Source organism: Actinospineispora acaciae DSM 45401 (genome assembly GCF_000620785.1).
Taxonomy (GTDB): Bacteria; Actinomycetota; Actinomycetes; order Mycobacteriales; family Pseudonocardiaceae; genus Pseudonocardia; species Pseudonocardia acaciae.
The window spans coordinates 36051-58974 of record NZ_JIAI01000016.1; the positions used below are offsets into that span (position 1 = coordinate 36051).

Consider the following 22924-nt stretch of genomic DNA (forward strand, 5'->3'; position numbering starts at 1 on the left):
CTGAACCCGTGAGTGGCTAGGGGCGCCATAGCACCCCTAGCCACTCACGGGTCAGAACCGACGCTTGGCGTCGGCCGCGACCGGGCCGGTCATGAGCTTGTCCAGCAGGGTGAGCAGGGTGGCGCGTTCGGCGTCGCTGAGCCCGCTCATCCAGGCCTGCTCGCGCAGGTTGTGCGCCTCGTAGGCGCTGGTGATCGCGTCGTGGCCGGCCTCGGTCAGCTCGACGGTCACCGCTCGGCGGTCGTGGTCGGCCTGGCGGCGGGTGGCCAGGCCGTCCCGTTCCAGGGTGTTGACCAGCGCGGACACCGCGGCGCGGCTCATCCCGGAGAGCTCGGCGATGCGCTTGGCCTCCCCAGGGCCGGCCAGCCAGAGCACGAACAGCACCCGGAACCCGCTCCAGCTCCAGCCGCGCGGGCGGTGCACGGTGGACTCCCAGTCGTAGATCAACGCGCTGGTCAGGCGGTGCAGGGTGAGGCCGAGGCGCATGGCCACCGGGTCGACGGCCGGGAGCTCGGCGGTCGTCTTCTTGATCGCGTAGTCGACGAACGAGAGGTAGCCGAGCTCCCCGACGTCGTTCGGCTCTCCGGTCATCCGCCCAGGTTAATAGGGGCTTCCCCTGCGGGCGTGACGACGGTTACGCTAGCCCCGTCCAGATAATCAAAGCTTTGATTAAATCGAGGTCCAGCATGGCAACCAAACCGTTCGCGTCCGCGGCGGACCTGGACGAGAAGGAACAGACCCTCGAGGTGCTGGCCGACGGCGTCTACGCGCTCACCGCGGAGGGCGACCCGAACATCGGGGCCATCGAGGGCGAGGACTTCCTGGTCTGCTTCGAGGCCCTGGCCACCCCGGTGGTCGCCGAGCAGTGGCTGGCGAAGCTGCGCCAGCACACCGACAAGCCGATCCGCTACCTGGTGCTCTCGCACTACCACGCGGTGCGGGTGCTGGGGGCCTCCGCGTTCGGCGCCGACATCATCGTGGCCCACGAGAACACCCGCGCGCTGGTCGCCGAGCGTGGCAAGGAGGACTGGGACAGCGAGTTCGGCCGGATGCCCCGGCTGGCCAAGGGCGCGGACTCGGTGCCCGGCCTGACCTGGCCCACGCTGACCTTCTCCGACCGGCTGACCATCGACCTGGGCGGCGAGCGGGGCGACCTGGAGCTGCGCTACTGCGGCCGGGGGCACACCGAGGGCGACATCGTGGCCTGGCTGCCCCGCCAGAAGATCCTCTACGCCGGTGACCTGGTGGAGGCCGAGGCCGCGCTCTACACCGGCGACGCGTTCCACCGCGACTGGTCGACGACCACCCTGGACCGGGTCAAGGCGATCGGCGCCGAGGTGCTGATCGGCGGCCGGGGCGGGGTCAGCCACGGGCGCGAGGCGGTGGACGCCGCGGTCGAGCAGACCCGCCACTTCCTGACGGTCATGCTGCGCGAGGTGGGCGCGGTTCGCGACGCGGGCGGCACGTTGAAGGAGGCGTTCGAGCGGACGCACGCGGCGCTATTCGAGCGGTACGGCAGGTGGCCGATCTTCGAGCACTGCCTGCCGTTCGACGTGTCCCGGGTGTGGGACGAGCTGTCCGGCATCGAACGGCCGGTGATCTGGACGGCACAGCGGGACCGCGAGGTCTGGGACCAGCTCCAGGACTAGGACGGTGACCACGAACCGAGAAGGGGTGGCGGTACTCGGCAACGGCCCGGTCGGGCAGACCACCGCGCTGCTGCTGGCCCGCTGGGGCGTCCCGGTGCTGCTGCTGGACGGGCGGCCGGAGCGCGACCAGGTCGGGTCGAAGTCGATCTGCCAGCAGCGCGACGTGCTGGACGTGTGGCACGCCATCGGCGTGGGCGCGCGGATCGCCGAGGAGGGCGTCACCTGGACCACCGCCCGCACCTTCTACCGCGACCGGGAGCTGTTCGCCGACGCCCTCGGCGAGACGTCGGCGTCCGCGCTGCCACCGTTCGTGAACATCTCGCAGGCCCGCACCGAGCAGGTGCTGGACGAACGGATCGCCGCCGAGCCGCTGATCGACGCGCGGTGGGGCCACCGGGTCACCGGCCTCGCCCAGTCCGACTCCGGTGTCACGGTCACGTGCTCGACGCCGACCGGTGCGGTTGAAACGTTTCACAAGGCGTACGCGGTGGCCTGCGCCGGAGCGCGCGCCGAGGACCTCCGGGGCATGCTCGGGGTCTCCTTCGACGGCCATTCGTTCGACGACAGGTTCCTGATCTGCGACATCCGCGCCGAGCTGCCGGGGTGGGCGCGGGAGCGGCGGTTCTACTTCGACCCGGAGTGGAACCCCGGCCGCCAGGTGCTCATCCACCCGTGCCCGGACTCGACGTTCCGGATCGACTGGCAGGTGCCCGGCGACTACGACCTGGCCGCCGAGGAGGCCGGCGGGGCGCTGGACCGGCGGATCCGGGCGATCATCGGCGACACCCCGTACGAGGTGGTGTGGAAGTCGGTGTACCGGTTTCAGTCCCGGATCGCCAGCCGGATGCGGGTGGGCCGGGTGCTGCTGGCCGGGGACTGCGCGCACGTGGTCGCCCCGTTCGGCGCGCGCGGGCTGAACTCCGGGGTCGGCGACGCGGAGAACGCGGCGTGGAAGCTGGCGTTCGCGCTGCGCGGCTGGGGTGGAGAGGAGCTGCTGGAGAGCTACCACCACGAACGTCACGCCGCCGCCGAGGAGAACCTGGCGGTCACCACGGCGACGATGGACTTCCTGGTGCCGCAGGACGACGAGCAGCACCGCAGGCGGTTGTCGGTGCTGGCCGGGGCGGAGGCCGACCCTTCGCTGCGGGCGCAGGTCAACTCCGGGCGGCTGGCCGAGCCGTTCTGGTACGTCGGCTCGCCGCTGACCACGCCGGATCCGTCCCGGCCGTTCGCCGGTCGCCCGCCGAGGGGTGCGGTGCCGCCGGCCGCCCCGGGGGTGCTGGTGCCCGACGTAGGCGTGGGCGGCGGCGCGCGGTTCCGGGAGCTGGCCCGCGACGGGTTCCTGCTGCTGGCCGCGCCCGAGGCCGACCTGGACCGGGCGCGGGCGGTGGCGGCACGAACGACCGGGGCGCCGGCGCGGGTGCTCGCGCTGGCCGACATCGATGCGACCGGCCAACTCGCCGAGGCCCTGGCCGCCCGCCCCGGAGAGGTGTGGGTGATCCGCCCGGACGCCTACGTGGCCTCGGTACTCCCCCACCCCACCCCGGCCGAACTGACGCGCGCCCTGCGCAAGGCACTGGGCGAGCCACTACCAGAGGAGGTCGTCGACGATGGATCACTCCCCGCCGGCCGTTGAGACGCCGCTGCTTGCCGGCCTGGTCGACGACGCCGCGCTGTTCCCGCCGGGGAACGCACCGCCCGAGCGGGCCGTCCCGGCGCACCGCTCGCACCTGACCAGCTGGTACGCCGCGATGGTCGGCCCGTTCGTGGCCCCGGCCGCCCGCCTCGCCGAGCTGCTCCCGCTCCTGAGCGGCGCGCAGGCCCTGAGCGTGACGTTCCCGGAGGGACCGGCCGGCCTGGCCGAGGTGGTACGGACGGTGGCCTCCGCGCCCGGCGCCCACCTGGCCTCGGTCGAGGTCGCGGTCCCGGCTGACGTCGGCGCCTCGGAGCTGGTGGCGGCCCTGGACGAACACCTGCCCGACGACGTGCTCGGATACGTCGAGATCCCCCGCAACGGCCGAGGCCCCGCCGTGCTGGACGCGCTGGCCGGCGGCCGGTACCGGGCCAAGTTCCGCACCGGCGGCCTGGTCCCCGCCGCGCATCCCGACGAGCGCGAGCTGGCCGGCTCGATCCTGGCCGCGGTCGGGCGCAAGCTGCCGTTCAAGTGCACCGCCGGCCTGCACCACGCCGTGCGGCACACCGACGGCGAGCTCGAACAGCACGGGTTCCTCAACGTCCTGCTCGCCACCGACGCGGCGCTGCGCGGCGCCGGCCCGGACGAGCTGGCCGCCACCCTGGCCGACCGGTCCGGCGCGTCGGTAGCTGGCAAGATCGGGGCGATGCCAGCCGACCGGACCGCCGCCGCCCGCGCCGCGTTCGGCTCGTTCGGCACCTGCGACATCGCCGACCCGCTGGCCGACCTGGTCGCACTGGGCATCGTGCGACCCCCCGCGACCGAGGAGAACACCACATGACCTGGTTGGACGTTGCGCCGGACTCGCCCTTCGGGGTCGCGAACCTGCCCTACGGCGTGTTCTCCGTGGGCGACGCGGCGCCGAGGGTGGGCGTGCGCATCGGCGACCGGGTGCTGGACCTGGCCACCGCCCTGAACGACCGGGTGTTCGCCGCCCCCGCGCTCAACCCGTTCATGGCGCAGGGGCCGGCCGCCTGGGCCTCGACCCGGGACCGGATCACCGAGCTGCTGGTGGACGAGCGGCACCGAGGCGTCGTGGAGCCCGCGCTCACCCCGCTCGCGGACGCGCGGCTGCACCTGCCGTTCGAGGTCGGCGACTACGTCGACTTCTACGCCAGCGAACACCACGCCAGCAACGTCGGGCGGATGTTCCGGCCCAACTCCGACCCGCTCACCCCGAACTGGAAGCACCTGCCGATCGGCTACCACGGCCGCTCCGGCACCATCCTGCCGTCGGGCACCCCGATCACCCGGCCGAACGGCCAGCGCAAGGCCCCCGACGACGCGGCGCCCACGTTCGGCCCGTCGCGGCGGCTGGACATCGAGGCCGAGGTCGGGTTCGTGGTCGGCGCCGGCTCGCCGCTGGGCTCCCCGGTGCCCGTCGGCGAGTTCGCCCAGCACGTGTTCGGCGTGTGCCTGGTCAACGACTGGTCCTCGCGCGACCTGCAGGCCTGGGAGTACGTCCCGCTCGGGCCGTTCCTGGGCAAGTCCTTCGGCACCTCGGTCTCGCCGTGGATCGTGCCGCTGGCCGCGCTGGAGCACGCCCGCGTCGCCCCGCCGCCGCGCGACCCCGAGCCGCTGCCCTACCTGGCCGACGACGGCGACTGGGGCCTCGACCTGGCCATCGAGGTGCGGCTCAACGGCCACCTGGTGTCGCGGCCGCCGTTCCGCGAGATGTACTGGACGCCGGCGCAGATGCTCGCGCACATGACCGTCAACGGCGCCTCCACCCGCACCGGTGACCTCTACGCCTCCGGCACCGTCAGCGGCCCCGAGCCCGACCAGCGCGGCTCGCTGATCGAGCTGAGCTGGGGCGGCAAGGAACCGTTCGCGCTCCCCGACGGCACCACCCGCGGCTTCCTCGAGGACGGCGACGAGGTGGCCATCTCCGCCACCGCCCCCGGCCCGAACGGCGCCCGCATCGGCTTCGGCGAGGTCACCGGCCGCATCGAGCCCGCCGCCGGCTGAGCGCGTCGGCCACCGTCGTGCCGGCGATCCGGGCCACCGCGCGCAGGTCGGCCATCGGCGTGCCGGCCCGGCTGAGCACGGCCAGGGAGTGGTTGACGGCGACCACGTAGCCGGCGAGATCGTCCAGCTCGCGGTCGTCGAGCCCGGATGCGGCCAGCGCCGCCCGCACCCGCCGGCGCTGGGTGTCCAGCAGCGCGCGGACCCGGTCGCGGCTGTCGGCGTCGAGGACGGGCGCCTGGGCGGCCGACTGGACCATCAGGCAACCGTCGGGTACGGCCGGGTCGGCGATGCGGTCCAGGATGACGTCGAAGAAGGCCTCCACGGCGGCGGCCGGGTCGTCGGGACGGCTCCGCAGCGCGCTGTCGTACCGGGCGCCGTAGATCGCGGCGTACCTGTCGAGGCTGGCGCGGAACAGCGCGTCCTTGCTGCCGAACGTCCCGTACAGCGACCCCCGGCCGAGCCCGGTCGCCTCGGCGAGCAGCTCCAGCGACGCCTCGGTGTAGCCGCGCTGCCAGAACACCCGCATCGCCCGGTCCAGCGCGGCATCGACATCGAACTGCTTGCGCCCTGACGTGGCGCACCTCCCGGTCGTCGGCCCTGGGGACCGACCCTACCAGCTTGTTTGACCGATCAGTCCAAGAATGTTGGATCGATCGGTCAAACATGAGCTACCGTGGTCGCCGTGACCACATCCGACACGCTCCCGACCGGTCCCGGCTCGGTCTCGGGGGCGCCCGCCCTGCCTTCCGGCTTCACCGACACCTTCACCAGCCGGTACGTACACACCGGGCGGTTGCGCCTGCACGCCGTCACCGGCGGGCACGGACGCCCGCTGCTGCTGGTGGCCGGCTGGCCGCAGACCTGGTACGCGTGGCGGCTGCTGATGCCGGCGCTGGCAGGGGACCACTTCGTCGTCGCGGTCGACCCGCGCGGCGTCGGGCTGTCCGACAAGCCCCGGGACGGCTACGACACCGGAACGCTCGCCCGCGACCTGGTGGAGCTGATGGCGGCGCTCGGGCACGAGAGGTTCGCCATGGTCGGCCACGACATCGGGATGTGGACCGGCTACGCGCTGGCGGCCGACCATCCCGACCGGCTCGACCGGCTGGCCGTCGCCGAGGCCGCCATCCCGGGGCTGTCCCCGTCACCGCCCATGATCACGGGCGGAGACGTCAACCGGCGGCTCTGGCACTTCGCCTTCAACCAGCTCGACGAGGTCAACGAACAACTGGTCAGGGGCCGCGAGCGCATCTTCTTCGGCCACCAGTTCGCGTCCAAGGCGGCGCGCCCGCTGGCCGAGCACGCCGTCGAGGTCTACCTGCACGCCCTCACGGCCGACCCCGAGGCGCTGCGCTCCAGCTTCGAGTTCTACCGCGCGCTGGCGGCGACGATCGAGCAGAACGTTCAACGCAAGACCCGACGGCTGACGCTGCCCGTGCTGGCCATCGCGGGGGAACGAAGCTCAGCGGGCCTGGTCGGCGAGACCATGCGGCTGGCCGCCGACGCCGTGGACAGCGTGATCCTTCCCGACTGCGGCCACTACCCCGCCGAAGAGGCCCCGGACGCCATGCTGGCGGCGCTGACCGCGTTCCTCGGCGGGGTTACGCCGCGCGGGTGCTGAGGAGGCCGTCGAGCTTGCCGGGGTGCTCGCCGAGGACCCGCTGGGGGTCGGTGCCGAGCACGTCCGCGAGCAGCCTCGCGTACACGTCGCGGAAGTCCACCGACGGTTTCAGGTCGCCGTTGTCCAGGTCGGTCAGGCTGGGCTGGGCGCCGTGGAAGCCGGGGCGCACGCCGGGGCCGATCACGAACACCGGCGCGGCGGTGCCGTGGTCGGTGCCCTGGCTGGCGTTGGCGCGAACCCGCCGGCCGAACTCGGAGTAGACCAGCACCACCGCCTGCCGGCCCCTGGCGGTGCCGCCGAGCCTGCGCACGAACCCGCTAACCGCACCGTCCAGCTCGGTGAGCAGCCGCTGTTGGGTGCCGCGCTCGTCGGCGTGGGTGTCGAACCCGCCGAGCGAGGCGGAGTACACCCTGGTCGGCACGCCGGCCTCGATCAGCCCGGCCACGGTGTCGAGCTGGCCGGCCAGGCCTTTGCCGCCCTTGCGCTTGCCATCCGCGGCGGGCGCCGGGCGATCGCCGCCGCCGAGCACCTTGGCCGCGGCCTGCAGGTCGGTGACGGACCGCGCGGCGCGGGCCTGCCAGCGCCCCTCGCCGGGCTGCGCGGCGCCGAGCGCGGCGAAGGCCTCGCCGATCCGCCCGCCAGGCAGCTTCAGCCCGCCCGGTGGCAGCGCGGCGGCCGAGGTCCGCTCGCCGGCCAGCATGGGCGGCAGCACCGGCTCGGCGGACACCGCCCGCAGCGGGTCCGCGCCGGAGGCGTCCAGCCAGCGGCCCAGCCAGCCGGTGGGCGAGGACGTCCACGGGGACGCGGTCTGCCAGATCGCCATCGAGCGGAAGTGGCTGTGGTCCGGGCTGGGATAGCCGACGCCGCGCACGATGGCCAGCGAGTCGTTGTCCCACAGGTCCTTGAGCCCGCGCATGCCCGGGTTGAGCCCGAGCCCCTCCCCCAGGTCGAGCACCTCGTGCGGCTGGTACGCCAGGTGCGGGCGGGCCGACTGGTAGGCCGGGTCGGCGGCGGGCACGACCGTGTTCAGCCCGTCGTTGCCGCCGTACAGGGTGATCACGACCAGCACCCCGGCGGCGGGGTCGAGCGGGTCGTGCTGGGCGGCGTGCAGCAGCGTGGACCAGTCCACCTGGGTGGCGCCGGCGGCCATCGCGGCGGCCGCTCCGACCCCGGACCAGGCCAGGAAGCGGCGTCTCGTCAACGGTTCCATCAGGCGCTCACCACGTACTCGGGGGCGCAGGCGGCCACCGCCACCAGCGCCGTCGGGTCGTCGACCAGGCCGGCCAGCGCGTTCTCGGTCCGGCGCGACCAGCCGTCCACGCCGAGCAGCTCGCCGGCCGCCGCCACCCGGTTGGGCGGGCTCGCGGCGGTCACCGGACCAAGCTCCCCATGCCCGGTGACCGCCTGAGCCACCCGCAGCCGGGACAGCCCGGCCGAGGTGGTCAGCCAGGCGCCGTTCGCCGGCCAGCCACCCACGCTCGGCGGCGCGAACGGCACCTGGCCCATCCCCCGTAGCCCGGTCACGATCGCCTGCGCCTGCTTCGGGTCGAGCCGCCCCGGCCGCACCCGCAGCGCGCGCAGCAGCCCGGCCAGCCACTCGACCGGCTGCTTGACCAGCTCGGAGTCCCGGTCGCGGAACGCCGGCTCGGCCACCATGGCCCGCAGCAGGGCGCGCACGTCCCGGTTCGGGCCGTAGGCCGCGAGCAGGCGCTCGTGCGCGTCCGGCGGCGGCGGGTCTGCCGACACCAGCCGGTACCACAGCCGGTCCACCAGGAACGCCGCCGACTGTGGCCGGCCCAGCACGAGGTTCACGAATCCCGGCGCGTCGAAGTCACCGCTGCTGCCCAGGATCGTCTTGCTGGCGTTGTCGTGACGGCGGGGCATCAGCCGGGCGGCCGTGTCGGCGGGCTGGACCACCCAACCGGTCAGCGCGCGGGCCGCCTCCCGCACGTCCGGCTCGTCGTAGTGCCCGACGCCGAGCGCGAACAGCTCCATGAACTCCCTGGCCAGGTTCTCGTTCGGCGAGCCAACCCGGTTGTTGTTGCCGTCCAGCCAGCGCAGCATCGCCGGGTCGACGATCATGGCCTGGGCCAGGTCGGTGAACCCGGCCATGGCGAGCCGGCGCTGGGTCTGGTTCTGCTCCAGCATCTGCGCCGGGCTGTGCACTTTCTGAGCGCCGGTCGCGAAGTGCCCGTGCCAGAACCAGGTCATCCGCTCGGTGGCCGGCGCCTCGGCGGCCACCATCCGGTCCAGCCACCACAGCACCAGGGTGTTCTGCTGTGCTTGTAGTGCGGCGTTGTACCGCTTGACGGTGTCCGGGTCGGCGCCCTTCTTCTTGGTCGGCCGGGGCGGCGGCGGGGCCAGCGCGGGCGGTGGAGTCTCCCGCACCCCACCGTCGCGGGCCACCGCCGCCGGGTCGAGCAGCCCGTCACGCACCGCGTCGAACCCCGGCCCCGACCGCCACCCCACCGGCGGCCCGAACCCGAGCCTGTCGTACAGCCGGCGCACCGCCACCGGCTCGGTCACCATCGCTGGGCTCACCCGACCCAGTCTCGGCGGCCGTCGTCAGCGCCGGATCAGCCGAATGTTCGGATCCGGTAAATGAGGGTTGTGCGCGCTCGGCGGCGGCGCAGGGTTGACAATGCGGCACGTGCACGAACCCAAGCCGCTGGTGCTGATCGCCGAGGACGACGCGGCGATCGCCACCCTGGTCCGGCTCTACCTGGAGCGCGAGGGCTACCGCGTGGAGGTCTACACCGACGGCGAGGAGACCCTGGCCGCCGTGGCGAGGCTGCGGCCGACCGCGCTGGTGCTGGACATCGGGCTGCCCACCCTGGACGGGCTGCGGGTCTGCCAGCGGATGCGGGCCGAGCGGGACTGGACCCCGGTGCTGTTCATCACCGCCAGGGACGACGAGGTGGACCGGATCCTGGGGCTGGAGCTGGGCGGCGACGACTACCTCACCAAGCCGTTCTCGCCGCGCGAGCTGATGGCCCGGCTCAGGGCGGTGCTGCGCCGGGGTGACCCCGAGCGGGCCGGCGCCGAGCTGGTGGCCGGCTCGATCCGGCTGGACCCGAACCGGCGCCAGGTCTGGGCCGGCCAGCGCGCCGTTGAGCTGACCGCCACCGAGTTCGACCTGCTGGCGCACCTGATGCGCCGGCCCGGCTGGGTGTTCGAGCGCGGCGCCCTGCTGGCCGACGTGTGGGGCTACCCGGACGTGTCCAGCCGCACGGTGGACGTGCACATCGCCCAGCTGCGGTCCAAGCTCGGCGCGGCCAGCCCGATCCGCACCGTGCGCGGGGTCGGCTACGCCGTGGACGACACGTGACGGCGCCGTCGGGTCGCGGTGCCCCGCTGGCGCGGCGGATCAGCCTGGTCACGGCCGGCGCGGTGCTCATCACCGTGGCGGTGACCGCGCTGGTCTCGGTCGGGCTGGTGCGGACCGCCGCCCGCTCGGACGCCCAGCAGGCGCTCAACCGGCAGGCCGACGTGGTGGCGGCGCTGCTGAACACCAGCGGCGGGCGGGGCGTCCAGGACCAGCCGATCGACGTGCTGCGCACCCAGAGCACTCCCGTCGCGCTGCTCACGCCCGGCGGGTCGCTGCGCGGCGACCCGCTGGCCCGCAACGCGATCGCGCCCCGGCTGACCGAGCTGGCCGCCGGCCGGGCGGTGTCGTTCCGGACGAACGTGGCCGGCCGCGAGGTGCTCGTGGCGGCCCGCCCGCTGCCCGACCGCCAGGGCGTGGTGCTCGCCCGCACCACCGCCACCGCCACCGCGCTGGCCCAGGACCTGCTGCTCCGCCAGCTGCTGGCGCTGCTCGCCGGGCTGGTCGTGGCGCTGGCCGGCGGCCTGCTGCTGGCCCGCCGGCTGGCCGCGCCGCTGCGCAGGGCGGCCGCCGCGGCGGACCGGCTGGCCAGCGGCGAGCGCAACATCGAGGTCCGCCCGGAAGGACCCGCCGAGGTGGCCCGGCTGGCGCACTCGCTCAACACGCTGACCGCCGCGCTGCATACCAGCGAGGCCCGCCAGCGCGAGTTCCTGCTCTCGGTCTCCCACGAGCTGCGCACCCCGCTGACCGCCGTCAAGGGCTTCGCCGAGGCGCTGGCCGACCGGGTGGTCACCGGCGACGCCGCCGCCGAGGCCGGCCGCACCGTCCTCGCCGAGTCCACCCGGCTGGAGCGCCTGGTCAACGACCTGCTCGACCTGGCCCGCTCCGGCACCGCCGACTTCCCCATCGACATCGTCCCCGTCGACCTCACCGCGCTGCTGACCGAGGCCGCCCAGGTGTGGTCCGCGCGCTGCGCCGAGTCCGACGTCACGCTGCGCACCGAGCTGCCCGACGGCCCGTGCTCGGTGTCGACCGATCCCGCCCGGCTGCGCCAGATCGTCGACGGCCTGATGGAGAACGCGCTGCGCGTCACCCCCGCCGGCGCCCCCATCGTGCTCGCCCTGTACGCCGAACCCGACCTGCTGGTCGAGGTCCGCGACGGCGGCCCCGGCCTCACCCCCGAGGACCGCGAGGTGGCTTTCCAACGGTTCGCCCTCTACCAGCGCTACCGAGGCGTCCGCCAGGTCGGCACCGGCCTGGGGCTCGCACTCGTACACACCCTGGCCACCCGCATCGGCGCCACCGCCACCGCCCACACCGCCCCCGAAGGCGGCGCCTGCTTCCGCATCAGCCTTCCAGCCGCCCAGGAGTCATAATCGGAGCGGCCGAGAAATGGTCAGCTATCCGCTCGTCTTCGCCGCAGAGACGGGTGCGTGATCCATCCGTTCGCCGCGACCTGCCGATCGTCGGACAGGTGCGGGACCTCCTGACGATTACCGTTGACGAACAGCGACTCGGGATGCCGCTCTCCGGGTGAGTCCAACACGAATCGGGTCACCGCTCCCGCCAACACACCGGGGTCGGTGCTCAGCTCCTGCGCGTACTCGTCCGCCTTGTTCTTCACGGTCCAGACGACCTCCGTCGCGCATATCTCGTTCGGGCGCACCGCGTGCACCGCATACACCCGTGTCATGACGGAGTCGGGAACAACACTCAGAATTGTCATGATCGACACAGTGCTCGCTGATACCGGGCCGCGGGAGCGAGCCACACGAGGACGTCGAGGGGAGAGTTCCAGCAGTTTCTGGCGGCCGCTGAACGACCAGCAGACGCGGCCACGCATAGATGTGGTGTCTCTATACTCCGGCCGATCAGATCCAGGGAGCCAGTCGTGTCAGAACCGAACGAGATGCTGCGCGCAGCGCGGGAACGCGTCGAGTCGCCTTCTTCACCTGGCGAGCCGATGACACGGCAGGAACTGGCAGAAGCGATCAACGCCTACGTCTACCGAGCCAGCGGCGGCAAGCAGGTGACCGCCGTCGACTTCAACCACGTCGGTAAGTGGGAGCGCGGCACGATTCGTTGGCCGGCGGCTCGCTACCGGGCCGCCCTGCGTGCAATCCTGGACGTCGCAACAGACCGTGACCTGGGGTTTGCGCGACCGGCGCGCGGGAAGCCGGGAGATGTGGATCGCAAGAAGTTCCTGAAGACAGCGCTCGGCACCTCGGCCGGGGCGGTCTTGGCACGCTTTGCGCTGGTCGGAAGCGGGGACTCCGGCGACCTGCTCCGCGCGGTGTCCGGGCCGACGGCGGACTACCGGCGCATGGAGCAGGAGGTCTCTTCAGACCGTCTCGCGCCCGCCGTGGACGCCCATCTCTCACTTGCGACCGCCGTGGTCGGCAACCAACTCCGCACCTCCAGCGGACACGCCGTGCTGGCCGAGATCGCGGGCCTCTCGGCGTGGCTTGCCGCCGACCGAGGCGACGGTGCCACGGCACGACGCCGATATGCCGACGCGATACGACACGCCGGACGCGCCCACCATCCATTGCTCACCTCGTACATGACCGCCTCGCTGGGGCACTTCGCGGTGGAATCCGGAGATCCGCGACAGGGTATGACGCTGCTCGATCGCGCGGCGGCCCAGCTTGATCCGTCCGCACCGTCCACCGCCCGCGCCTGGCTTGCCTCACTCCATGCCGTCGCATACGCCACGCTGGGCAATCGTCAGGCCACCTACGCGGCACTGCGCACCGCCGAGAATGCGACCAGCCGTCCACATGGTGAGCCCGTATGGCCTTGGGTGTTCAGCTTCGACCGGGATAAGGCTGCTCGCTATCAGGCCGAGGCGCTCGCCGGTCTCGGTGATTTCCGCGCCGCCGCAGCGGCATTCGAAGCGGTTTCCCCGTCGGGCGGGCCAAAGCCTCGTGCCTTGGCTCAGGTCAAACGAGCAAGGGCGCTGGCCGCCATCGGAGACGTCGAACGTAGTTGTGCGCTGGCTCTGGAGGCGCTGCGGGTGGGGCTCGACTACAGCAGCGAGCGAGTCACCTCACGAGTGCGTGCCTTCCGTGCGAGCCTGCCCGTCCGGACCCGTGCGGCCGGTGCCCTGGACGACGCGTTGGCCGCCCTCTACGACGATCGGACCCCATGAACGTCGCGATCACCGGACACCGTGAGCTGCCGAGTGCGACCGCCGAGCTGGTCGATTCCGCTATCCGGGAACGACTGAGCTTGCGGGCGGGCGGTGAGCTGGTCGGGCTGTCCTGCCTTGCGGACGGAGCGGACGCGATCTTCGCCCGGGCAGTGTTGGACGCCGGGGGCGCGCTGGTCGCGGTGGTTCCGGCCACGAGGTACCGCGACGGGCTGCCGGCGAGCCATCACCCCATGTACGACGCCTTGATCGGCAGCGCCGCCGAGGTGGTGCGGCTGGACCACGAGGAGTCCACCTCGCAGGCTCACATGGACGCGAGCGTGTACATGCTCGGCCGCGCGCACGAGCTGATCGCCGTGTGGGACGGCAAGCCCGCGCGCGGGTACGGCGGCACCGCCGATGTGGTGCGCGCCGCGAGGGAGCGTGGGGTTCCGGTCACGGTGGTCTGGCCGGCGGGCGCGGAGCGGGACTAGCGGGTCAGCGGCGGGCGAGCGTGTCGAGCGCGGTCAGCAGGTGGTCGCGCATGGTGTCGCTGCCGGTGTGGCCGGAGTCGGACACGGTGATCAGCTGGGCGTCGGGCCAGGCGCGAGCCAGCTCCCACGCGGTGTGCAGCGGCCCGCCGAGGTCGAGCCGGCCGTGGATGAGCACGCCGGGGATGCCGGCCAACCGCCCGGCCTCCCGCAGCAGCACGCCCTCCTCCAGCCAGACGCCGTGCGAGAAGTAGTGCGTACAGATGCGAACCAGGGCAAGCACGGCATCGGGCGGGCGGGAGCTGTACGCGTTCGGCCTGCCGTTCGTCTCCAGCGAGATGACCGCGTCCTCCCACGCGCACCAGGCGTTCGCGGTGGCCACCCGGACCGAGGGGTCCGGGTGCTCCATCAGCCGCGCATAGGCCGCGACCAGGTCACCATCCCGCTCGGACGAAGGCAGGTACGCGCGGAACCGCTCCCACTCCGCCGGGAAGAACCGCCCCACGCCCCGGTACAACCAGTCGATCTCCGAGCGCCGGGTCGTGGTCACCCCGGTGATCACGATCTCGGACACCCGGTGCGGGTAGCGCTCGGCGTAGGCCAGGATCAGCGTGGACCCCCACGAGCCGCCGAAGAGCAGCCACCGCTCGATCCCGAGGTGCTCGCGCAGCCGCTCCATGTCGCGCAGCAGGTGCTCGGTGGTGTTCACGCTCATGTCGGTGGCCGGGTCGCCGGCGTGCGGGACGCTGCGCCCGCAGCCGCGCTGGTCGAACAGCACGGCCCGGTAGCGCCGGGGGTCGAACGCCCGGCGCATGCCGTCCGAACAGCCGGAACCCGGGCCGCCGTGCACCACCAGCGCCGGCTTGCCGCCCGGGTTCCCACACTGCTCCCAGTACACGTGGTTGCCGTCGCCGACGTCGAGCATGCCGTGCTGGTACGGCTCGATCGGGGGGTACGGCTGGGGCATCGCTTCCTAAGCGTTCGAGGTCGGGCTCAGCCGGCCGCGCAGGTCCAGCTCGATCTGCTCCAGGGTACGACCCTTGGTCTCGGGGACCAGCCATTTCGTGAGCGCGAAGAGCACCACGTTGATCCCCGCGAAGACGAACATCGAGCCGCCGATGCCCAGCGCGCCCGGGTCGGACATGAGCGGGAACACCGCGCTCACGATGCCCGTCGCGGCCCACAGCACGACGCTGGCCACGCCCATGCCGGCGGCCCGCACCTTCAGCGGGAACACCTCCGACATCATCACCCACACCACGGCGCCCCAGCCCAGCTCGTAGCCGACCAGGTAGAAGACCATCATGACCAGCATCAGGATGCCCCGGGTGGCGGTGTCGTGCACGCTCAGCACGATCCAGCCGGCCGCCACCAGGGTGATCACCATGATGACGTTGCCGATCAGCAGCAGCGGCTTGCGGCCCCACCTGTCGACGACGAACACCACCCACGCGGTGAACAGGAACTTGGTCACGCCGAGCAGCACGCCGGACAGCAGCGCGGCCTGGGTGGCGAACCCGAGCGCGATCAGCATGGTCGGGAAGTAAGCGTTGACCGCGTTGACCCCGCTGAACTGCTGCCCGATGGCCAGCAGCAGCGCGACGAACAGCATCGGCCGCACCCACGGCGCGAGCAGGTCGCGCAGCCGCGCCTTCCGCTCGGTGTCCAGCCGGATGACCTCGCGGATGGTGGCCATCTCACCGTCCAGGTCGGCGCCGCCGCCATGCGCGCTGGCCAGCACCGCGCGGGCCTCCTCCTCCCGCCCGTTCTTGACCAGCCACCGGGGCGTCTCCGGCAGCACGACCAGCCCGACCAGCAGCACCAGCGCCGGGATCAGCGCGCCGGCGAACATGGCACGCCAGTTCGCGGACGGTCCGAGCCAGTAGCTGACCAGGAACGCGATCAGGATGCCGAGCACGATGAAGATCTGGTTCAGCGACCCCATCGCGCCGCGCAGCCGGGCCGGGGCCAGCTCGGACAGGTAGGTCGGCACGGTGGACGAGGACAGCCCGACCCCCAGGCCGATGATCAGCCTGGACAGCACCAGCAGGGCGAACGTCGGCGCGAACGACGCCGCCAGCGTTCCGATGATCACGATCACGGCCGCCACCATGATCGTGCGCCGCCGGCCCAGCCGCTCGTTCGTCCTGGTGGAGAACATCGCACCGACGATGGCGCCGACCGAGAGAATGGCCGTGATCACGCCCTTGTCCAGGCTGCTCAGGTCCCAGGCCTTGCCGATGAACGGCAGGATGCCGGAGATGATGCCCAGGTCATAGCCGAACAGAATGCCGCCGAGCGCACCGAAGAAGTACAGGGTGGTCCGGTTGATGTGCCGCCACGCTGGCGCCGCCTGCGTCATTGCCGAGTCGCCTCTTCTCGTGTTCTAGGCCGGCCGGTGAATCACACTCACATGCCCCATACGGGTAGACAAGACAGATACAGGTAACAATTCAGGTTTCTGATTGGTGTTCACGTATGTGACGCCGCCGGTAGGTACCTGGCCGCCGTGGCGGCGGCGCGCATGTCCGCCCACCGCGCCGGTCCGGCCAGGCCGAGGTGGTACAGGTGCAGCTCGTCCGCCCCCGCTTTGCCCAGCTCGGTGACGTACCCGGCGATGTCCGGCACCGGGTTCGCGGCCACCGCGGTGATGTACGCCCCGACCCGGACCGCGCCCGGCAGCCGCTCGCGGGCGGCGCCGACCGCGTCGACGGTGGCCGCACCGGCCTGCCAGCAGGGCAGCACGACCGCGTCCACGTCACCGGCGGCGGCCGGGGTGAGCCCGGGCAGCGCGCCGGTCACCCACGGGTCCACCGCGCCGTGCAGCACCACCCGCGCCCCGGAACCGGCGACGGCGGCCAGCACCGCCCCGCGCAGCTCGTCGGTGGCGGCCTGCCGGGTGGCCAGCAGCAGACCGGCCAGCTCCTCTTCGAGGGGGTCCTCGGTCATGCCCGAGTCGCCGTGCACGATCAGGCTGCGCACCGCGCGCCGCAGCTCGTCGGTGATCCGCTCGGGCTCCGCGCCGGCCTCGGTCCAGCGCCCCGCGCACGCCGCGCAGCAGCACACCGACAGCAGCCGGGCGGCGGCCGGGCTCCACACCGCGTCGGTCTTCTCGTGGTGGCACTGGTGGACCGCGCCGAGCTGCCCGCACGCCTCCAGGACCAGCGAGGACAGCTCCAGCCCGTCCACCGCCTCCTCGGCCAGCGTGGCCGCGAACTGCCTGACCTCGGCCGAGGACGGGCACAGCGCCCACGGGTAGGGCTCGTCGAAGCAGTTGCGCACGCACACGTCCGGGTTCGCCTCGCCCAGCCGCGAGTTGTGCGTGAGCACCACCCAGCCGGCCGCGTCCATTCCGGCCTCGCGCAGCGCGCGCACCGCGTCCCCGCCCGGGTCGTCGCGACCCGTCCAGTCCGGGGTGCCCGGGCGCAGCCGGGTTTGGTCGAGCGAGCCCCAGGCCCAGTCGCGCACCGGGCGGTACAGCGCGGCGTGCCTGGCCAGCACCGAGGTGCGGTTCGGCGACCAGGGGGTGGCCGCCCGGGTGGTGTGGTACGACAGCGCCACGGCCACCTCGTCGACGCCGATCTCGGCGGCCCGGTCCAGGAAGCCGGGCGCGTCCAGGACGTCCCAGGGGTAGGCGTAGCCGGTGACGGGCACGGTGGTCACCACCTCGCGGTGTTCGGTTCGAAGTCCTGTACGAACCGGCGCATGTAGTTCACGTCGTCCCTCCTGGTCAGCCCGCAGCGCAGGTAGTCCTCGTGGGCGCGGCCGAGCGCGTCCGGGTCCAGCTCGACGCCCAGGCCCGGGCGGTCGGGCACCCGCACCGCGCCGTTCACGAAGTCCAACGCGCCGGGGACGATGACGTCGCTGTCCTTCCACGGCCAGTGCGTGTCGCAGGCGTAGCTCAGGTGCGGGGTCGCGGCGGCCACCTGCACCATCGCGGCCAGGCTGATGCCCAGGTGGCTGTTGGAGTGCATGGACAGCCCGACGCCGAACGCCCGGCAGGTGGTGGACAGCGCCTGGGTGTCCCTCAACCCGCCCCAGAAGTGGTGGTCGGAGAGCACCACGCCGACCGCCCGCGCCCGGAACGCCGGCTCGATGTCGGCGAACGACACCACGCACATGTTCGTGGCCAGCGGCATCGCGGCGCGCTCGGCGACCCTGGCCATGCCCTCGATGCCCGGGGTCGGGTCCTCCAGGTACTCCAGCACGCCGTCCAGCCGGCGCGCCACGTCGATCGCGGTGTCCGGCTTCCAGGCCGCGTTCGGGTCGAGCCGCAGCGGGTGGCCGGGGAAGGCGTCGGCCAGCGCCCGGATGCCCTCGATCTCCTGCTCCGGTGCCAGCACGCCGCCCTTGAGCTTGATCGATCTGAAGCCGTACCGGTTGATCATCCGTCGGGCCTGCTCGACCAGCGCGTCCGGGGTGAGCGCCTCGCCCCACTCGTCGGGGTCCGCGTCCGGGTGCCCGGCGTACTTGTAGAACAGGTACGCGGAGAACTCCACCTCGTCGCGGGCCTTACCACCGAGCAGGTCCGCGACCGGCCGGCCCAGCACGTGGCCCTGCGCGTCCAGCGCCGCCACCTCGAACAGCGAGTACACGCTGGCCAGCGTCTTGCCGATGGACGCCCCGCCGATCAGCCCGTGCCGGTCGGCGACCACCGTGTCCCCCAGCGCCCTGCTCACCGCGCGGCGGATCCCGGGCAGGTCGAACACGTCCAGCCCGGGCAGCTCGGCGGCCACCCGACGGGCCTGGTCGGCGAACGCGCTGTCGCCGTAGGACTCGCCGAGCCCGACCACGCCGTCCTCGCAGCGCAGCTCCAGCACCGTGCGCAGCGCGAACGGCTCGTGCACGCCCATCACGTTGAGCAGCGGCGGGTCGGCGAACGCCACCGGGGTCAGCACGACCTCCCGGATCTTCAATCGAGCTCCCGCACTGTCGCCAGACCGTCAGAAAGAATCTTCTCCAGCCGGTTGACCTGCTCGGGGCTGGGGTCGACCAGCGGCGGACGCACCCCGCCGACCTTCTGGCCGCGCAGCCGGGCGGCCGCCTTGACCAGCGACACCGCGAACCCCGGCGTCTCGTCGCGCAGCGCCACCAGCGGCAGGTAGAACCCGGTCAGCAGCCGGTCCATGGCGGCGGTGTCGTTCGCCGCGAGCGCCCGGTAGAACCGCCCGGCGATCTCCGGGGCGAAGCAGTGCACCGCCGAGGAGTACCTGGCCACGCCGATCGCGGAGTACGCCCGCTGGGACACCTCGGCGGTGGGCAGCCCGTTGAAGAACAGGAAGTCGGTGTCGACGGCCTGGACGGACGCCACGATCCGGCTCATCAGGTCGATGTCGCCGTGGCCGTCCTTGATCCCGACCACCGACGGGATGTCCAGCAGCTCGGTGGCCGCGCGCGCGTTGAGCACCCCGGACGCGCGCTGGTAGAAGATCACCGGGATCGAGGTGTCCGCCACCGCGTACCGGACGTGGTCGAGCAGCCCCGCCGGCGGCCCGGTGACCAGGTACGGCGGCAGCAACAACACGCCGTCCGCCCCACCGGCCTCGGCGGCGGCGACCCCCGACCTCGCCGCCGCCGCGCCGCCGCCGGCGCCGATCCAGATCGGCACCCGGCCGTTCACCACATCGCGCGCGGTCCGCAGCACCGCCGAGAGCTCGTCGGGACCCAGCGCGCTGAACTCGCCCGTCCCGCAGGCGATGAACAGCGCGCCGGCGCCGGCCGCGAGGTGCCCCTCGACGTGGTCGGCGAAGGCGTCCAGGTTCAGCTCGAGATCGTCGGTGAACGGGGTGAGCGGGAACGCGAGCAGGCCGTTCAACTCGATCTTCTGCCGGGCCATGTCCTCTGCTTTCTCTTCGGCGGCGACGCACCGCTCGCGTGTTCACATATATGACTGAGTTCTTCTATGCGAACGCGATCACGGACGGTAATATCACCGGCGTCAGGTGTCAACGACCGTCGAATGAACGTCCCAGGGAAGGCCCCATGTCCGAGCTCCGGGACGCCGAGACCGCGGCCACCGAGACCACCGCGGCCGGTGTCAAGTCCGCGCGCCGGGCCATCGAGCTGATCGAGACCTTCGCCGCCACCGACGCCTGGCTGACGCTCTCCGAACTGCACGCCCGCACCGGTTTCCCCCGGTCCAGCCTGCACGGGCTGATCCGCACGCTGCACGACGCCGGCTGGCTGCAGGTCGACCCCGGCGGCACCCGGTACCGGATCGGCGTGCGGGCGCTCATCTGCGGCACCGCCTACCTGGACCGCGACCCGATCATGCCGTACGTCACCGAGGCCCTGGAGCACGTCAGGGACGCCTCCGGCTTCACCGCGCACTACGCCCGACGCAACGGCGCCGACGTGGTCTACCTGGAGACCCGGGAGTCCCGCCGCTCGGTGCACCTGGTCTCCCGGGTGGGCCGCACCCTGCCCTGCTACGCCACCGCGCTGGGCAAGGCGCTGCTGGCCGAGCTGACCCACGACGAGATCGACCAGCTGCTCCCGCCGGCCATGCCCGCGCTCACCCCGAACACCGTGACCACCCTCGCCGGCCTGCACGCCGAGTGCACCGCCGTCCGGGACCGCGGCTACGCGGCCGAGGTCGAGGAGGGCACCCCCGGCGTGCGCTGCGTGGCCGCCGTGATCCCCTACCGCATCCCCGGCACCGACGCGATGAGCTGCTCGATGCCGGTCGACCAGGTGACCGACGCCGACGCCGCCCGGATCGGCGAGCTCCTGGTCGACACCACCGCCGAGCTCGGCCAACGCCTACGCCGCGCCGGCATCCGCTGAACCCGTGAGTGGTTAGCGTTGCTATGGCAACGCTAACCACTCACGGGTCCTGACCAGGGAGGACGTATTCTCTATGACGACCCAGCGAGTCCTGATCACCGGCGCGGCCGGGATGGTCGGCACCATGATGCGGACCCGGATGCGCCGCGACGGCCGGGTGCTGCGGCTGCTGGACCTCACGCCGCCGCCACCGGCCGAGCCCGGCGAGCCGGTCGAGGTGATCACCGGGTCGGTCACGGACGCGGCGGCCATGGCCGAGGCCTGCGACGGGGTGGACGCGCTGATCCACCTGGGCGGACACAGCAGGGAGCACACCTGGGAGGACACGCTCAAGGTCAACATCGACGGCACCCACACCGCGCTGGAGGCCGCGCGGATGGCCGGCGTGACGAGGGTGATCCTGGCGTCGAGCAACCACGCGGTGGGCTTCCGTACTACGGACGAGGCGCCGCTGCCTGCGGACTCCTCGCCTCGACCGGACACCTACTACGGCGTGAGCAAGGCGGCCATGGAGGCGCTGGGCAGCCTGTACCACTCGCGCTTCGGCATGGACGTGATCGCCATCCGGATCGGCTCGTGCTTCGACACGCCGCTGCGGCTGGGGGTGCGCGGGCTGGTCACCTGGCTGTCGCCGGACGACTGCGCGCGGCTGTTCGAGGCCTGCCTGGCCGCGCCGTCGCCCGGGTACCGGCTGATCTGGGGCGTCTCGGACAACACCCGCCGGACGTTCTCGCTGGCCGAGGCGGAGGAGCTGGGCTACCGCTCGGAGGACAACGCGGAGCGCTTCGCCGAGGAGGTCACGGCCGGCCGGCCCGCGCCGGACCCGGCGGAGCTGCACTACGTCGGCGGCGGGTTCTGCACGGCCCCGCTGGGCAAGCACAACCCGGTCTGAGCCCTCGGCACGGCCGTCATGGTCAGCCGGCTCATCCGGGTGACCGTCCGGTAGATCCGCTTGGGGCGGTGGCCGGGCGCGGGCTCCAGCCGCCAGCGCGAGCCGATAACGGCCATCGTCACGAGCAGCTCCATCCAGGCGAAGTGGTCGCCGATGCACTTGCGGTTGCCGGCCGCGAACGGCAGGTAGGCGCCGGGCGGCAGGTCCCGGGGTCCCCGGCGCAGCCAGCGGTCCGGGTCGAAGGCCAGCGGATCGGGGTAGGCGTCCGGGTCGCGGTGCACCACCGGGAAGCTGAGCAGGATCTCCGCGCCGGCCGGCAGCCGGGCCTCCCCCAGGGTCACCTCGGTCGCCGTGCGGCGCATCGTCATCCAGACCGGCGTGGCCAGCCGCAGCGCCTCGTCGACCACGCACCGGGTGTACTCCAGCCGGGCGATGTCCTCGTAGCGCAGCGGGCGTCCGCCGAGCACCTCGTCCAGCTCGCCGTGCAGCCGGCGCGCCACGGCGGGATGCCTGCTCACCTCGTGGAACAGGCTGCCCATCGCGCTCGCCGTGGTCTCCGCGCCGGCCAGCAGCAGCGTCTGCAGCTCGTCGCGGGCCTGGGCGTCCGTCATGCCCCTGCCGGTCTCCTCGTCGCGCGCGGCCAGCACCATGGAGAGCAGGTCGCCCCGGTCCACGTCGTCCGCGCGGTAGGTGCGGATGACCTCGTCGACGACCCGCCGGAACCGGGTGTTCGCCTCGTCGAACCGCCGGTTCCCCGGGGTCGGCAGCTTCTGCAGCAGGTCGGTCGGGGCCAGGGTGCGGATCGCCGCCCCGCGCATGACCACCCGCAGCCACCGCAGCACCTCGTCGTGCGAGGCCTGCCCGAGCTCCGAGGAGAACAGCGCCTCCGAGACGTTGCGCAGCGACAGGTCGTCGAACAGCTCCTGCAGGTCGACGGCCTGGCCCGGGCGCCAGTCGGCGGTCGCGCCCTCGGCGTTGCGCCGCATCAGGTCGACGTACTCGGCGATTCGCCTACGGTGGAAGGCCGGCTGCATGAGCCGGCGCTGCCGGTGGTGGAACTCCCCCTCCGAGGTCAGCAGTCCGTTGCCCAGGAACGACCGGACCTTGTCCAGCAACCGGCCCTTGCGAAATGCGCCCGACTTTCGCACCAGCACCTCGTGGAATAGCTGGGGCCGCAGAATCACGTACACCTCGAGCGGGCCGAAGAAAACCCGCACGATATCGCCCTGGGCGCGCAACGACTCCAGGAACGGCATGGGGTTTCCCAACAGCTTGAACAGGTGCCCTACCAGCGGCAACCGACCTGGAGCCGTAGGCACCTCAACTGTTTCGGGCATGACCACCTCGCGAAGGGTAAGATGCGCCGGAA

22 protein-coding genes are annotated in these 22924 nt (G+C 72.6%); 11 read left to right on the forward strand and 11 right to left on the reverse strand.

What is annotated here, in order from left to right:
- Positions 1 to 51: 51 nt before the first annotated feature.
- Entirely contained in the window at positions 52 to 591 is a 540-nt protein-coding gene (locus tag N912_RS0141205) for a MarR family winged helix-turn-helix transcriptional regulator (protein ID WP_028927033.1), read from the reverse strand.
- Positions 592 to 686: 95 nt separating this feature from the next.
- Between N912_RS0141205 and N912_RS0141210 the strand changes: the two genes are divergently transcribed.
- Genes N912_RS0141210 through fahA form a run of 4 tightly spaced genes read left to right on the forward strand, consistent with a single transcriptional unit; the run spans position 687 to position 5310 of the window.
- Positions 687 to 1649: an MBL fold metallo-hydrolase gene (locus N912_RS0141210; RefSeq protein WP_028927034.1), complete on the forward strand. Its 963-nt coding sequence runs from the start codon at positions 687 to 689 to the stop codon at positions 1647 to 1649.
- 4 nt (positions 1650 to 1653) lie between these two features.
- The gene (locus N912_RS57870) at positions 1654 to 3285 is read left to right on the forward strand and encodes an FAD-dependent monooxygenase (protein ID WP_037069264.1); all 1632 of its coding nucleotides are present in this window, start codon (positions 1654 to 1656) and stop codon (positions 3283 to 3285) included.
- Positions 3260 to 4123, forward strand: a complete 864-nt coding sequence (locus tag N912_RS0141220; RefSeq protein ID WP_028927035.1) for a hypothetical protein — start codon at positions 3260 to 3262, stop codon at positions 4121 to 4123. The genes N912_RS57870 and N912_RS0141220 overlap by 26 nt, the downstream gene beginning before the upstream one ends.
- Complete coding sequence (fahA, locus tag N912_RS0141225) at positions 4120 to 5310, forward strand: fumarylacetoacetase (RefSeq protein ID WP_028927036.1); 1191 nt, start codon at positions 4120 to 4122, stop codon at positions 5308 to 5310. Before N912_RS0141220 ends, fahA begins: the two co-directional genes overlap by 4 nt.
- Here the strand turns inward: fahA and N912_RS57875 are convergent.
- The gene (locus N912_RS57875) at positions 5279 to 5836 is read right to left on the reverse strand and encodes a TetR/AcrR family transcriptional regulator (protein WP_051581514.1); all 558 of its coding nucleotides are present in this window, start codon (positions 5834 to 5836) and stop codon (positions 5279 to 5281) included. The genes fahA and N912_RS57875 overlap by 32 nt on opposite strands.
- A 156-nt stretch (positions 5837 to 5992) precedes the next feature.
- On the opposite strand from N912_RS57875, the gene N912_RS0141235 reads away from it, so the two are divergent.
- A complete protein-coding gene (locus N912_RS0141235; protein WP_051581533.1) occupies positions 5993 to 6931 on the forward strand; it encodes an alpha/beta fold hydrolase in 939 nt (312 codons plus the stop codon).
- Here the strand turns inward: N912_RS0141235 and N912_RS0141240 are convergent.
- On the reverse strand, positions 6912 to 8141 hold the full coding sequence (locus N912_RS0141240; RefSeq protein ID WP_028927038.1) for a DUF1501 domain-containing protein: 1230 nt from the start codon (positions 8139 to 8141) through the stop codon (positions 6912 to 6914). The two genes, N912_RS0141235 and N912_RS0141240, sit on opposite strands and share 20 nt — an antisense overlap.
- On the reverse strand, positions 8141 to 9472 hold the full coding sequence (locus tag N912_RS0141245) for a DUF1800 domain-containing protein (protein WP_245645801.1): 1332 nt from the start codon (positions 9470 to 9472) through the stop codon (positions 8141 to 8143). Before N912_RS0141245 ends, N912_RS0141240 begins: the two co-directional genes overlap by 1 nt.
- A 109-nt stretch (positions 9473 to 9581) precedes the next feature.
- Here N912_RS0141245 and N912_RS0141250 point away from each other — a divergent pair, with 109 nt between their 5' ends.
- Positions 9582 to 10259 (forward strand): response regulator transcription factor, encoded by a 678-nt coding sequence (locus N912_RS0141250; protein WP_425415375.1) that lies wholly within the window; start codon positions 9582 to 9584, stop codon positions 10257 to 10259.
- Complete coding sequence (locus tag N912_RS0141255; RefSeq protein ID WP_028927041.1) at positions 10256 to 11632, forward strand: sensor histidine kinase; 1377 nt, start codon at positions 10256 to 10258, stop codon at positions 11630 to 11632. Before N912_RS0141250 ends, N912_RS0141255 begins: the two co-directional genes overlap by 4 nt.
- Positions 11633 to 11652: 20 nt before the next feature.
- Here the strand turns inward: N912_RS0141255 and N912_RS0141260 are convergent, their stop codons facing one another.
- Positions 11653 to 11982 (reverse strand): hypothetical protein, encoded by a 330-nt coding sequence (locus N912_RS0141260; RefSeq protein ID WP_037069273.1) that lies wholly within the window; start codon positions 11980 to 11982, stop codon positions 11653 to 11655.
- A 165-nt stretch (positions 11983 to 12147) separates the two neighbouring features.
- Between N912_RS0141260 and N912_RS0141265 the strand changes: the two genes are divergently transcribed.
- Together N912_RS0141265 and N912_RS0141270 are read left to right on the forward strand one after the other, a co-directional pair.
- On the forward strand, positions 12148 to 13407 hold the full coding sequence (locus tag N912_RS0141265; RefSeq protein ID WP_245645803.1) for an NsdA family TPR-like regulatory protein: 1260 nt from the start codon (positions 12148 to 12150) through the stop codon (positions 13405 to 13407).
- Positions 13404 to 13880, forward strand: coding sequence for a hypothetical protein (locus N912_RS0141270; protein WP_028927044.1), 477 nt, complete (start codon positions 13404 to 13406; stop codon positions 13878 to 13880). The genes N912_RS0141265 and N912_RS0141270 overlap by 4 nt, the downstream gene beginning before the upstream one ends.
- Before the next feature lie 4 nt (positions 13881 to 13884).
- Here the strand turns inward: N912_RS0141270 and pip are convergent, their stop codons facing one another.
- The 5 genes from pip to N912_RS0141295 form a co-directional block, all read right to left on the reverse strand.
- Entirely contained in the window at positions 13885 to 14844 is a 960-nt protein-coding gene (pip, locus tag N912_RS0141275; protein ID WP_028927045.1) for a prolyl aminopeptidase, read from the reverse strand.
- Positions 14845 to 14850: 6 nt separating this feature from the next.
- Entirely contained in the window at positions 14851 to 16239 is a 1389-nt protein-coding gene (locus tag N912_RS0141280) for a sugar porter family MFS transporter (protein ID WP_028927046.1), read from the reverse strand.
- 110 nt (positions 16240 to 16349) lie between these two features.
- Positions 16350 to 17531, reverse strand: coding sequence for a hypothetical protein (locus tag N912_RS0141285; protein ID WP_028927047.1), 1182 nt, complete (start codon positions 17529 to 17531; stop codon positions 16350 to 16352).
- A 5-nt stretch (positions 17532 to 17536) separates the two neighbouring features.
- Positions 17537 to 18793 carry a glucarate dehydratase family protein gene (locus N912_RS0141290; protein WP_028927048.1) on the reverse strand — a complete coding sequence of 419 codons (1257 nt, stop codon included), beginning with the start codon at positions 18791 to 18793 and terminating at the stop codon, positions 17537 to 17539.
- On the reverse strand, positions 18790 to 19713 hold the full coding sequence (locus tag N912_RS0141295; RefSeq protein WP_028927049.1) for a 5-dehydro-4-deoxyglucarate dehydratase: 924 nt from the start codon (positions 19711 to 19713) through the stop codon (positions 18790 to 18792). The genes N912_RS0141290 and N912_RS0141295 overlap by 4 nt, the downstream gene beginning before the upstream one ends.
- A gap of 146 nt (positions 19714 to 19859) precedes the next feature.
- On the opposite strand from N912_RS0141295, the gene N912_RS0141300 reads away from it, so the two are divergent.
- Entirely contained in the window at positions 19860 to 20663 is an 804-nt protein-coding gene (locus N912_RS0141300) for an IclR family transcriptional regulator (protein ID WP_028927050.1), read from the forward strand.
- 73 nt (positions 20664 to 20736) lie between these two features.
- Positions 20737 to 21555 (forward strand): NAD-dependent epimerase/dehydratase family protein, encoded by an 819-nt coding sequence (locus N912_RS0141305; RefSeq protein ID WP_028927051.1) that lies wholly within the window; start codon positions 20737 to 20739, stop codon positions 21553 to 21555.
- On the opposite strand, the gene N912_RS57880 is transcribed toward N912_RS0141305, so the two are convergent.
- Entirely contained in the window at positions 21501 to 22892 is a 1392-nt protein-coding gene (locus tag N912_RS57880; protein WP_051581535.1) for a cytochrome P450, read from the reverse strand. The genes N912_RS0141305 and N912_RS57880 overlap by 55 nt on opposite strands.
- Positions 22893 to 22924 lie beyond the last annotated feature (32 nt).

Bases quoted from the DNA above. Each gene is read 5' to 3' on its own strand.
- N912_RS0141205 (WP_028927033.1), bottom strand. From the start codon at position 591: ATGACCGGAGAGCCGAACGACGTCGGGGAGCTCGGCTACCTCTCGTTC.
- N912_RS0141210 (WP_028927034.1), top strand. From the start codon at position 687: ATGGCAACCAAACCGTTCGCGTCCGCGGCGGACCTGGACGAGAAGGAA.
- N912_RS0141220 (WP_028927035.1), top strand. From the start codon at position 3,260: ATGGATCACTCCCCGCCGGCCGTTGAGACGCCGCTGCTTGCCGGCCTG.
- fahA (WP_028927036.1), top strand. From the start codon at position 4,120: ATGACCTGGTTGGACGTTGCGCCGGACTCGCCCTTCGGGGTCGCGAAC.
- N912_RS57875 (WP_051581514.1), bottom strand. From the start codon at position 5,836: ATGCGGGTGTTCTGGCAGCGCGGCTACACCGAGGCGTCGCTGGAGCTG.
- N912_RS0141240 (WP_028927038.1), bottom strand. From the start codon at position 8,141: ATGGAACCGTTGACGAGACGCCGCTTCCTGGCCTGGTCCGGGGTCGGA.
- N912_RS0141260 (WP_037069273.1), bottom strand. From the start codon at position 11,982: ATGACAATTCTGAGTGTTGTTCCCGACTCCGTCATGACACGGGTGTAT.
- N912_RS0141270 (WP_028927044.1), top strand. From the start codon at position 13,404: ATGAACGTCGCGATCACCGGACACCGTGAGCTGCCGAGTGCGACCGCC.
- pip (WP_028927045.1), bottom strand. From the start codon at position 14,844: ATGCCCCAGCCGTACCCCCCGATCGAGCCGTACCAGCACGGCATGCTC.
- N912_RS0141280 (WP_028927046.1), bottom strand. From the start codon at position 16,239: ATGACGCAGGCGGCGCCAGCGTGGCGGCACATCAACCGGACCACCCTG.
- N912_RS0141295 (WP_028927049.1), bottom strand. From the start codon at position 19,713: ATGGCCCGGCAGAAGATCGAGTTGAACGGCCTGCTCGCGTTCCCGCTC.
- N912_RS0141300 (WP_028927050.1), top strand. From the start codon at position 19,860: ATGTCCGAGCTCCGGGACGCCGAGACCGCGGCCACCGAGACCACCGCG.
- N912_RS0141305 (WP_028927051.1), top strand. From the start codon at position 20,737: ATGACGACCCAGCGAGTCCTGATCACCGGCGCGGCCGGGATGGTCGGC.
- N912_RS57880 (WP_051581535.1), bottom strand. From the start codon at position 22,892: ATGCCCGAAACAGTTGAGGTGCCTACGGCTCCAGGTCGGTTGCCGCTG.